At 42.0% G+C, this 11,694-nt stretch carries 14 protein-coding genes; 4 read left to right on the plus strand and 10 right to left on the minus strand.

Annotation, left to right across the window (positions count from 1 at the left end):
- Positions 1–246 precede the first annotated feature (246 nt).
- From EP737_RS22385 to cymR, 8 genes are all read right to left on the minus strand, one after another.
- Entirely contained in the window at positions 247–1,308 is a 1,062-nt protein-coding gene (locus tag EP737_RS22385) for an AI-2E family transporter (RefSeq protein ID WP_129731174.1), read from the minus strand.
- A gap of 155 nt (positions 1,309–1,463) precedes the next feature.
- Positions 1,464–1,592, minus strand: a complete 129-nt coding sequence (locus tag EP737_RS22390; RefSeq protein ID WP_129731178.1) for a YrzQ family protein — start codon at positions 1,590–1,592, stop codon at positions 1,464–1,466.
- A 14-nt stretch (positions 1,593–1,606) separates the two neighbouring features.
- Positions 1,607–1,795, minus strand: a complete 189-nt coding sequence (locus EP737_RS22395; protein ID WP_129731181.1) for a hypothetical protein — start codon at positions 1,793–1,795, stop codon at positions 1,607–1,609.
- Positions 1,796–1,972: 177 nt separating this feature from the next.
- Positions 1,973–4,282: an SF1B family DNA helicase RecD2 gene (gene recD2 / locus EP737_RS22400; protein WP_129731215.1), complete on the minus strand. Its 2,310-nt coding sequence runs from the start codon at positions 4,280–4,282 to the stop codon at positions 1,973–1,975.
- A 31-nt stretch (positions 4,283–4,313) separates the two neighbouring features.
- Entirely contained in the window at positions 4,314–4,967 is a 654-nt protein-coding gene (locus tag EP737_RS22405; protein ID WP_129731183.1) for a tetratricopeptide repeat protein, read from the minus strand.
- 82 nt (positions 4,968–5,049) lie between these two features.
- Positions 5,050–6,165 (minus strand): tRNA 2-thiouridine(34) synthase MnmA, encoded by a 1,116-nt coding sequence (gene mnmA / locus EP737_RS22410; protein WP_129731186.1) that lies wholly within the window; start codon positions 6,163–6,165, stop codon positions 5,050–5,052.
- 18 nt (positions 6,166–6,183) lie between these two features.
- Positions 6,184–7,329, minus strand: coding sequence for a cysteine desulfurase family protein (locus EP737_RS22415; protein WP_129731189.1), 1,146 nt, complete (start codon positions 7,327–7,329; stop codon positions 6,184–6,186).
- Between the two features lie 34 nt (positions 7,330–7,363).
- The gene (cymR, locus tag EP737_RS22420; protein WP_129731192.1) at positions 7,364–7,780 is read right to left on the minus strand and encodes a cysteine metabolism transcriptional regulator CymR; all 417 of its coding nucleotides are present in this window, start codon (positions 7,778–7,780) and stop codon (positions 7,364–7,366) included.
- Between the two features lie 327 nt (positions 7,781–8,107).
- Between cymR and EP737_RS22425 the strand changes: the two genes are divergently transcribed.
- Positions 8,108–8,311: a YvdQ family spore coat protein gene (locus EP737_RS22425; protein WP_129731195.1), complete on the plus strand. Its 204-nt coding sequence runs from the start codon at positions 8,108–8,110 to the stop codon at positions 8,309–8,311.
- Complete coding sequence (locus tag EP737_RS22430) at positions 8,308–8,796, plus strand: hypothetical protein (RefSeq protein WP_129731198.1); 489 nt, start codon at positions 8,308–8,310, stop codon at positions 8,794–8,796. The genes EP737_RS22425 and EP737_RS22430 overlap by 4 nt, the downstream gene beginning before the upstream one ends.
- A gap of 49 nt (positions 8,797–8,845) precedes the next feature.
- On the opposite strand, the gene EP737_RS22435 is transcribed toward EP737_RS22430, so the two are convergent.
- Positions 8,846–8,965 (minus strand): fumarylacetoacetate hydrolase family protein, encoded by a 120-nt coding sequence (locus EP737_RS22435; RefSeq protein WP_342046337.1) that lies wholly within the window; start codon positions 8,963–8,965, stop codon positions 8,846–8,848.
- 21 nt (positions 8,966–8,986) lie between these two features.
- On the opposite strand from EP737_RS22435, the gene EP737_RS22440 reads away from it, so the two are divergent.
- The gene (locus tag EP737_RS22440; protein WP_281278920.1) at positions 8,987–9,550 is read left to right on the plus strand and encodes an MFS transporter; all 564 of its coding nucleotides are present in this window, start codon (positions 8,987–8,989) and stop codon (positions 9,548–9,550) included.
- A gap of 282 nt (positions 9,551–9,832) precedes the next feature.
- The gene (locus tag EP737_RS22445) at positions 9,833–11,077 is read left to right on the plus strand and encodes a replication-associated recombination protein A (RefSeq protein WP_129731203.1); all 1,245 of its coding nucleotides are present in this window, start codon (positions 9,833–9,835) and stop codon (positions 11,075–11,077) included.
- Positions 11,078–11,179: 102 nt separating this feature from the next.
- Here EP737_RS22445 and EP737_RS26375 read toward each other — a convergent pair whose 3' ends face one another.
- On the minus strand, positions 11,180–11,680 hold the full coding sequence (locus tag EP737_RS26375) for a GapA-binding peptide SR1P (protein ID WP_246040346.1): 501 nt from the start codon (positions 11,678–11,680) through the stop codon (positions 11,180–11,182).
- Positions 11,681–11,694: the final 14 nt, after the last annotated feature.

Raw genomic sequence — 11,694 nt, forward strand, 5'->3', positions numbered from 1 at the left:
GGGACGAGAGTATACTCGCGTTACCACCCTGATTACGGACAAAAGCATCCGTCACCTCAAGCTGCCGTAACGTGGCAAGACGTCAGGAATTAACTGCTCTCCGGATTAGCGTTCAGCTGCCCTTCATGTAAAACCTCTTTCAGCCGCGGGAGGTTTCTCTCTGGTACACGGTCTGCAGCGTACTCGATCCATCGTAGAATTGTGTTATGCACTTGTGAAAAAGTATAGCGAATTCGCAAACCAATGTCAACGCTTCCCCCATACCGGCTTTACATGAATGGCAATCGCCCGGACAACAGCAAGCACCGGTACTGCTAAAAGAAGCCCTGCGAGACCTGCCATTTCTCCTCCCGCAAGCAATGCCAGCATAATGATAACCGGATGCATACGGAGCGATTTACCAACGATATATGGGGATAAAATATTGCTTTCCACAAACTGCAGCACGAGCAGCGCAATCGCTGCTTTTATCACCATGCTCACAGATACGGTAGCCGCCACAATAACGGTTGGCACTGCTCCCAAAATAGGACCGAAGTAGGGGATAATATCGGTAATGCCGATAATGATTCCTAACAAAAGCGGATATTTCAAACCAATAATCCAAAGCGCCAGCGAAGATAACACTGCTAAAACAGTACAAACGAATAGCTGCCCTCGTATATAATTGCCAAGGGACTCATCGATCGCTTTCACAAGCTGCTGCCCATCCTTGCGCCATTTATTCGGCACAAGCTTCCAAAACAAATGATACAGCTCACCGTAGTCCTTTAATATGTAAAAAACAATAAACGGAACCAAGACAATAATCAAAAGGGAGTCTAAAATTCCTCGCGCCGTGCTCATCATCCGATTCACTAATTCCTGCAGCTTTGCTTCCACTCCCAAAATAGCATTCCTCAACCTCTCACCAATAAACTGCGGAAAGCTCGAAATTTTTTGCTGCATGCCATCTGTCCATGATTCGTACATTTTCATAAACTCTGGAAAATTTCGATTCATATCCTGCAGCTGGGAAACCGCAATCGGAATGGCTTTATATACACCATATCCGATTCCGCCAAAAAACAAAATATAAATAAGCAAAATGGCAATGGTTCTTGGCACACCTTGCCCATGCAGCTTTTCAATAAGAGGATGCAGCAAATATGCAATAAAATAGGCAATTAAAAAGGGAGTTAACACCAATTTTATGACATCTAAAATTGGAAGCCAAATCGGTTTTATTTTATAAAATACAAGTACACATAAAAAAAGAAGCAATACAAGTGCAAGACGATAAATCCAAATCATTTTTAAATTTTTCAACGGCAATCCCTCCGCTGTTACTTATTGTGCGAAGGGAGAATCTTCTTTATACGTTAAAGCAGCCACCACTCTCTACAAAAGACCTCACTTATACAAATCTAAACTCTTGCTTACTTAACAGGAAGAACCCCGCCTGCTTAGCGGGGTTTTCCCATTTATAAATAGGATTTCACAATCTTGCGTGCTCTGTTTATGCTTCTTCGTGACATCATATTATTTTTACGGGCGTAGTTATAAGCTGCAGCACCTAGCCCAATTGCAACAAGCGATGATCCAATTCTCAAACTGCTCACCCCTCTTAGCTAATTGTTCGTTCTTCTTCATTAAACAAGTCATCCAATGAACTTAACGAACCATCCTCCTCCACTTGATGCGTGAAGATTTTCCCCTTAGATACGGACAGTTCAATATAGCAATTCCAGCAATAAAATTGGTTCACCCCGATTTTTCCGAGGTCCTTCCCTTTGCAGTTTGGACATTTGAACATGGCACTTTCTCTCCTTGCGTTCCCTGAATTCTATTACGCCATTATGTCCAACCCTGCAAAAAGTTATACACATAAGAAATGCGGATGCAGCCTGAAAAAGCGATACTCCCCTATCTTTGTTTAAAGCAATCGTGTAACGCTAAAGGGCAAGCCTTTATACCCCTAGTATGAATATCTTTACATAAAATCATAAGGCGAAAGATTTTCCTCGTCTTCCTCCAACATTTCGTTCTCTGGCAGAAAACGATCCTTCAGCTTATGACAGAGCGTAGTTTGTCTGGATGCATCATCAGTACGGTTCACACCTGAGCGGAATGCGTCTTCTTCACCGCAGAGAATGAGAAACTTTTTGCTTCGCGTAATTGCCGTATAAATTAAATTTCGGCGCAGCATACGAAAATAGCTCTTCACAACAGGCAGGATGACAATCGGGAATTCACTGCCCTGCGACTTATGAATCGAGCAGCAATACGCATGGGTAAACTGCGAAAAATCTGGCTTTGTATAGGTCACTTCAATACCATCAAACGAAATAACGACCATATCTTGCTTTTCCACGTTCTCCTTTGCGTAAAAGACGGAAACAATCTCGCCAATATCACCGTTAAACACTTGACTCTCCGGCTGATTTACCAGCTGCAGCACCTTATCCCCAACACGATAGACAACATCTCCGTAGGCAATTTCTTTTCGTTTGTCATGCTTCGCATTAAACACCTCTTGCAATGCGGCATTGAGTGCATTAATTCCGGCCGGACCACGGTACATTGGAGCAAGCACCTGTACATCACGGGCGCTAAAGCCCTTCGTTTTGGCATTTTCACATACCTGTTTCACAACCTCCACAATTTGTGTGCCGCTGCACGTCAAAAAGGAGCGGTCTCCCTGCGCCTTCACAACATCAGGAGGAACTTGTCCCTTTTTAATGCTATGGGCTAATTGAATCACAGATGACCCTTCTGCCTGCCGATAGATCTCAGTTAGACGAACAGTCGGAATAAGCTCTGCCTCAAGCAAATCCTTGAGCACCTGACCAGGCCCAACTGACGGCAGCTGATCCTCATCCCCTACAATAATGACCTGCATATTGCGAGGAAGCGCCTTAAATAGTTGGTTTGCTAACCAAATATCAACCATAGAAAACTCATCAATAATTAACAGCTTCCCTTGCACAGGATCATGTTCATCACGCTGAAATGTTCCTTCTGGTGTCCAGCCAAGCAGCCGATGAATTGTTGAAGCTGGTAAGGATGTGGACTCACTCATCCGCTTTGCCGCTCTTCCTGTCGGTGCAGCCAGCAAAATAGGAAACGGATTTTTTTCCCCATAATCCTTCACATTCAGCGATAAACCATGAAGCGCTGCGTACATCTCAACAATTCCTTTTATAACTGTTGTTTTTCCCGTCCCTGGCCCCCCGGTCAAAATCATCATGCGCTGATGGATACCTGTTTGTACCGCCTCCTTTTGCCGAGGTGCGTACTGTACATGTAGACGTTCTTCGATCGTACCAAGCTGCAATAAAAACTCCGACTCTGGAAATTGCTCCACTTCTTCGTCTTGATGAAGCAAACGAAAAATTGAGGTCACAAGACCCTTTTCCGCATAATACAGGGAAGCTAAGTAAATGCGACCATCTTCAACAACAACCTTTTCTTCTTCGCTTAGCTTCGCGAGGCATGCCAGTATATCTTCATCAGATACTGCCGACTCTCTGGTATTTAACAGCTTATTCGTTTGCTCAATGAGCTGCTCTGCTGTCATATAAGCATGCCCCTCCTGCAAAGATACATGTTCGAGCGTATACAAACAACCGGCGCGGATGCGGTCTGGATGATTGCCATGAATGCCAAATGCTCTTCCAACCTCGTCTGCGCGTCCAAAACCAATTCCCTCAACATTCTCAATAAGCTGATATGGATTGCTTCGAATGGCCTCGAGCGTTTGTTCGCGGTACAGTTGATAAATTTTAATACTAAGACGCGTTCCAAAACCATAGCCGCTCAGAAAGCTCATCACCTTTTCTAGCCCCTGATGCTCAACGATTGTGTAATACACGTCATTAGCTTTTTCTTTTGGCAAAATCCCTTCTAAAACAGCTGCGTTATCCAAAATTTTAGAAATAGCCGCCTCTCCAAGCTGATCAACAATACGCTCTGCCGTTTTCTTACCAATGCCTTTAAACAAATCACTCGATAAATATTGGACAATACCCGTTTTCGTCTGCGGCAGCTCCTTTTTGAAGGTCTCAACCTGATATTGCAGACCGTGCCTTGGATGATCCTTAAAGTGGCCCTGCACAGTAAAAACCTCATCCTCATGCATACGGGGGAAATATCCTGTCACAATGACCTCTTTTTCCTCATATGCTTCATTCGTATCAAGGATTTTCATGCGAACAATCGAATACATATTTTCCTCATTATGGAAAATCGTATGAAGCGTTTGAGCTTTTATGTACTTCTGCTCTTCTTCAAACAAGTCCATACTGTTTTGCACGGAGCTGCTCCCCCTTTTCCTACTCTTCTGTTTCCATCAGCCTAATGCCGTTCCCTGCCAGGAAGTGATCAGGCTGAATCTCTACAGCCTTTTTGAACATCTCTAGTGCTTTTTCTGCATTCTCCTCAAATACGTATACAACACCGAGATTATAATACGCATCTGCATGATCCGGATCAAGCGCAACTGCTTTTTCGAACATCGGCTTTGCTTCCTTCACATACTCAAGCCGCGCTAAGCAGAGACCGTATTGAAACATAGCCTCCGCATCCGTTTCGTTCAATTCCGTTGCCCGCTGCAAGTACGGAAGAGCCAACTTATCATTTCCGAGCTGGACACATGAAAAACCGAGCATAAAATAGGCATCTCCAGTTTCCAGGCCATTTTGTACCGCTTTCTCAAACATTAATCTTGCTTGTTTATACTGTTCCTGCTCATAATATACGTTTCCAAGCCCATAATAGGCTGCCGCAAGCTTATCATCTAATTCAATAGCCCGTTTATAAAAAGTAACCGCACGCTCTTGTTCTCCAAGTACATCGAGCAAATTTCCGAAATTCACGTATCCAAGCCCATCAGCTGGATTTTCATCTATATACTCTGTCAATAATCTTGCTGCTTCCTCCCAGTTTTGCTCTTGCATAAATTGAATGCCTTGCTCTAGCTTTGTCATCCTGACACCTCGTTATCAAAAATTTCTTCTTCTTCCATCATAGAAGAAACCCCAGCCTATGAAAAGGCTGAGGTCTCTACAATTATGCTAAATACGAAAGTTTTTCACCGTTTCGGTACACTTCATCTATTGTACCGCCGCCTAAACATTCTTCACCGTCATAAAACACTACGGCTTGGCCTGGTGTGATTGCGCGAATCGGCTCATCACACACAATACGAACCTTACCCTCGTCTAACACGTGAACAGTGACCGCATTATCAGCTTGACGATAGCGGAACTTCGCTGTACATCTGAATTCCTGTTGCTTTGGAAGATCGCTCACCCAACTCATGTTGACTGCGATTACTTCATCACCATACAATAGCTCGTTATGAAAACCTTGATCAACATACAGTACATTATCTTTTAGATTTTTGCCAACAACAAACCAAGGATCACCGTCGCCACCAATCCCTAGGCCATGACGTTGTCCAATCGTATAATACATCAAACCATCATGCTTCCCTTTTACTCGACCGTCCAGTGTCCGCATTTCACCTGGCTGAGCCGGTAAGTAATTGCTTAAAAACTCCTTAAAATTGCGCTCACCGATAAAGCAAATGCCCGTGCTATCTTTTTTTGTTGCAGTAGCAAGGCCCGCCTCCTGCGCAATTTTACGAATCTCCGGCTTATTATAGCTGCCGAGCGGAAACATTGTTTTAGCTAGCTGCTCCTGGCCAAGCTGATTTAAGAAATAGGTTTGATCCTTATTTTCATCAACGCCCCGCAGCATCTTATACTCACCATCGCGGTATTCCACGCGCGCATAGTGGCCCGTTGCCACATAATCAGCTCCAAGCGCTAACGCATGCTCTAAAAACGCCTTAAACTTAATTTCCTTATTACACATTACATCAGGATTCGGTGTGCGTCCCGCGCGGTATTCATCCAGAAAATACGTAAACACCTTGTCCCAATATTGCTTCTCGAAATTGACTGCATAATACGGAATCCCGATTTGATTACATACTTGAATGACATCGTTGTAATCCTCAGTTGCCGTACAAACGCCATTTTCATCCGTATCATCCCAGTTTTTCATAAAAATGCCGATAACATCATAGCCTTGCTGCTTTAAAAGCAATGCCGCAACCGAAGAATCAACGCCGCCCGACATCCCAATAACAACGCGTGTATCGTGAGGTAATTTGTTCATCTTCATCACCTCCGCTGTTTAATTTTGCGCCAACCGCTTCACGATTTTCGCTGTTTCGTAAGCCGCTTTTTCTATCTGCTCCGCACTATTGCCGAGACCGAAGCTAAAGCGGATTGATGAACGTATTATATCGGAGTGTTTGCCAAACATTGCCACAAGCACATGTGATGGATCAATGGAACCAGCCGTGCAAGCAGAGCCGCTAGAGACAGCAATTCCTGCTAAATCTAGGTTTACGAGAAACGGCTCGACATTCATTCCTTTAAAGCTCACATTGAGCACATGCGGTAAGCTTTGCTCTAAACCTCCGTTTACCTCAAATAGAATGCCTTCCTCATGAAAGACAGATATCATTATATCCTTAAATGAACGATATTGCTGCATTTTTTGCTCACGCGTCTCTTCAGCAAGCAATACAGCTCGGTGCAGCCCAACAATACCGGGCACATTCTCTGTTCCGGCACGGCGCTTTCGTTCCTGTTCTCCGCCTAAGGCAAGCGGCGCAAACTTAACATGCTGGCCGGCATATAAAAAGCCGACTCCCTTTGGTCCATTCACTTTATGAGCAGAAATAGAGAGAAGATCAATGCCGAGCTCTTTTACATTGATGGATAAAAGACCGTACGCCTGCACCGCATCTGTATGGAAATAAGCAGGATGCTCCCGAAGCAGCTCCCCGATTTCCTGAATCGGCTGAATAGTACCTACTTCATTGTTGCCAAACATAACCGTCACAACAATCGTTTCATCCGTAAGCGCCTGCCGCATATCATCGATGCTGATGCGCCCTATCTCATTAACTGGCAGATAGGTTACACGAAAGCCTTCCTTTTCAAGCTGGTTGCACGTATGTAACACAGCATGATGCTCAATCGCAGTTGTAATAATATGATTGCCGCGAAAACGATTCGCTCTTGCTGCGCCAAGCAATGCAAGGTTATCGGCCTCCGTTCCGCCCGATGTAAAAATAATCTCATTTGGCTGAGCACCGATGCTTTTTGCACAAGCACGGCGAGCCTCATCGACTGCATGACGGCTTTGCCGCCCATAATAGTGGATGCTTGACGGATTCCCAAAGATTTCTGTCATATAAGGAAGCATGCTCTCGACAACCTTCGGATGCGTCGGCGACGTTGCTGCATGATCTAGGTAAATACGCTCCATATCATCCCTCCTCTCCTCATTGTTTCACGCTCCGTTAAATATAAAACATATATCCACCTGTATTTTCCTGATCGTATCGTACTAGATCCTCTAGCGTTGTACTATCTAGCACTTCCTGAACAGCATCACGAATACGCGTCCATAACTGGCGCTGCGCAGGTGCCTCCTCGTCAATCATTTCCACGACGCTGATCGGTCCTTCCAGCACACGAATGACATCTCCTGCCGTAATGTTTGCCGGCTGATTTGCTAGCACATACCCGCCATAAGCACCGCGCGTACTTTTTACAAGGCGCGCATTGCGCAGTGGAGAAATCAGCTGCTCTAGATAATGCTCGGACAAATCATGTGCCTGCGCAATAGACTTTAAAGAAATCGGACCTTCTCCGTACTTCTTTGCCAGCTCTATCATAATGGTTAAGCCATAACGGCCCTTTGTAGAAATTTTCATAAAATCATTCACCTCTTTCTAACCCTAATTTATATAAGAAAGATTGAAAATCTCAAGTCATGAAAATTATATCATAAAATAAGAAGACAAAGCATTTCAAGTGTTTGCAGCGAAATGTATACAATACAAAAACGTTCCATCTCAAGAATTCGTCTCTCACAGCCTTAAAAAGATTGTACCAAATCGTCTCTCTTTTATCTTCCCTATAATAGTAAATGGAAAATATAATGCAGCATTTGTGGAAGGTAATTCAATTTACAGGGCATGATAATATATAAGAAAACAAATACAGTATAATCTAATTATACCTTGGAAGGAAAAGGGGATATGGAAGCAAAACATAACATTGGACTATCTTCACCTGGAATTTTTCCAATTTGGAGCGAGTATGTAATTGACAGCATGGGAAATTGCATCCTACGGTACCTTCTCAATATCCTTGAGAATACAGCATTCATGATTAAAAATCACTGGCTAAACAAGATACCGAATGCGTTTGAACAGAGCGCTTTAATTAAAGGTGCGACATGATCAATATTTTGCGTCAAGAGAGAATTGAAAAATTATTATGGAGCATAGCACTTCCTGGTTTTGGTCAACTGCTGAATCGGAGATATTTGAAAGGAGTTCTATTCATCCTTTTAGAATTGACAATCAATCATATGGCGCGATTAAATACAATCATTCTGCTTAGTTTCAAAGGCGATATAACAGCAGCGATAACAGCTGTAGATTACCAATGGTTAATGTTTTATCCTTGCGTTTATATGTTCGCCATTTGGGATGCCTTTAAAGATGCAGGGGGAGGACGTTCTCCCTACGCCACCTTATTGTTTGTGATCCCAGCCTATATGGCGACAGTTGGGATTATGTACAGTGATACGCTAAAAATATGGAATGTATTACTTGGTCCTGTTTGGCTGCCAATGCTGTTCTGCTTTCTGGGGATTGCGCTTGCCGCAATTATTAGAAAAATCATTGCTACATTAGAGACATCCAACTTCGCAAGTAAATAATAAGGCGATTTCACTTTCGTGGAAATCGCCCTTCCATTTGCAAAATCTGCTATTTTACATAATTACATAGCTTACCAATATTCTCAACTTCCACAGAGACAACATCCCCTAGCTTCAGTGGGCAACTGCCAGAAGGTGAACCAGTGGCCAAAACATCCCCTGGCTCCAAAATTTTTCAATCCTTTTCTGTATTGTTTATTTTATGGGTTTATTGATGATTTACGGATTAAATACTTGGCTGCCAAAATTAATGCAAAATGCTGGCTACCCTTTAATTTCCAGCTTAGGGTTTGCAATTTTTCTAAATGGCGGCGCTTTAATGGGAACTGTTATTATAGGAGTTATCGCGGATCGAAAAGGGTCTAAAAAATTAATAGCAGGTCTTTATGTCCTTGGTGCAATTTGTCTTGCGCTTCTTGGAATCAAAAGTAATATGTTTTTCCTCTATTTCTTAATTTCTATTGCAGGTGTTTGTACAATGGGGAACCAAAGCTTACTGAATGCTTTCGTTTCACAATATTACCCTGCAAATGTTAGATCGACAGGAATAGGACTTGCCAATGGAGTTGGAAGATTAGGAGGAATGTTAGGGCCTACATTAGGCGGTATGCTTTTATCACTAAATTTCCCTATTACCTTATGTTTCCTTGTATTCGCCCTGCCTGGGGCATGCGCCGCTCTTGCCTTATCGCTAGTTAATAAAAATTCCAATAATATTAGTGTAGCTAGCCCGGAAAAACCACAATTAATTTAAACTCGCCGACTGGCGGGTTCTGCCCTTATACTGTGCTCCTAAAATTTCCGAATCTACGTCGAATTTGCATCCATATGGAAATTTACACCTTCTAATAGTGTAAAAAACCTGCTTTCCTTACGGTGAATAGGAGAACAGGTTTTTTTATACCTTTTAAGTAGCACAATTTATCATTTGATTCCTGTTAGTCCAAATTCGATTTTCTTCCATTTCATTGGAGGGATTTATTAAATAAAGTTATAATTAATATTGGAATCCTTCTTAATGATTGGAGATAATTGTATGGATTTATTCGATCTACAAAATAATATGAATAAACCTTTAGCCGAAAGGATGAGACCAGAAAATTTGCAGGAATTTTACGGTCAAAAACATCTATTGGGCAAGGGAAAAATATTAAGAAATCTTATTGAACAAGATAGAATTACATCAATGATATTGCAAGGTCCCCCATCTACAGGTAAAACAAGCCTAGCACATATAATCAGTCAAAAAACAAATTCGGACTTTGTAAAACTGAATTCTGTTTCTCTCTCAGTGAAAGAGCTAAGAGAAACCATTCAAAAAGCAGAAGAAAACCTAAAGCTATACGATAAAAAAACAGTGGTTTTTATTGATGAGATTCATGCGATGAAGTCGAATGTTCAAATGACCCTTCTTCCGGCTGTTGAAGACGGAACAATCATTATGATTGGGGCAACAACAGAAAGTGTAATGCATTCCATAATACCACCCCTTGTTTCGAGATGCAGGGTGTATACCTTTAAAAAACTTGAAAACCAGGAAATCAAAGAAATTGTAAGAACAGCATTTCACGATGCTGATAGAGGTCTAGGTGTATCCGATATTGTCATTGAAAATGATGCAATTGATTATTTAGCCGATATATGTGATGGTGACATTCGGGATGCATTAGGTGCAGTTGAAACGGCATATTTTTCATTGGAGGAAAGAAAAAATATAGACCTTACTTTAATAAAAGAAGCCTATGAAAAGAGAATTAACTCAATTAATACTAACGATGAATATAATCTGATGTCTGCCTTTATCAAATCAATGAGAGGGAGCCAAACCAATGCTGCCTTGTATTGGCTAGCCAGAATGCTTTATTCCGGAGTAGATCCAATGTATATTGCCCGAAGAATTGTTGTTCATGCTGTAGAGGACGTAGGAATGGCAAATCCTCATGCTTTAACTACGGCGATCAACGCAAAGAATGCGGTTGAATTTATAGGTGCACCTGAAGGAAGGCTTCCCTTAGCTCAAGCGGTTGTATTTATCTGTGAGAGCCCCAAGTCAAATTCAGTTTATAAAGCAATCAACAGCGCTTTAGATTTCGTTAAGAATAATAAAGCCCAAGAAGTACCGAACGATATTAAGCAAGGAAGTAAAACCTATAAAAATCCGATAGACCACCCTTTTAATAATATGAAATATCTTGATAATTCTGATGGCATTGATTTTTACCGACCGCAAAATTCAGGAGTAGAAGCAAAAATCTATAAAAGGTATTACGGGGATAATTAGAATATGATAGTATCCCTCTTGAGTAGACAGTTGGCAAAAAGCCCATACTATTTATTCAGGAGGGATGTTTGTGATGCGAAAGAAAACAACCTATTACATCAGTCAAGAGCGTTCGTTCCCTTTGCAACAACCCTTACATACTCCATACCATGTTTTAACTCCTTCTGAGCTATCAACTACATCGATTACGCCTTCACACACCTGACAAATAATCGTACCTTGTTTTACTTCCAATTTCGTAACCATCATTTTTTCTCCCCCCAACCCTTGTTTGTTCAAAACATGACTAACCCTCTTTTTAGAACAACTCTTACACACCCCGTACCATGTTTTAACTCCTTCTGGACTATCAACTGTATCGATCACATCTTCACACACCTGGCAAATAATCGTACCTTGTTTTACCTTCAATTTCTCAACCATCATTTTTTCTCCCCCTAACTCTTTCTTGTTCAAAACATGACTAACCTTCTTTTTAGAACAAGTCTTACACACTCCGTACCATGTTTTAACTCCTTCTGGGCTATCAACTGTATCGATCACATCTTCACACACCTGGCAGATAATCGTACCTTGTTTTACCTTCAATTTCTCAACTATCATTTCTTCTCCCCCTA

The organism is Ectobacillus funiculus, assembly GCF_004138295.1.
GTDB classification, from domain to species: Bacteria; Bacillota; Bacilli; order Bacillales; family Bacillaceae_G; genus Ectobacillus; species Ectobacillus funiculus.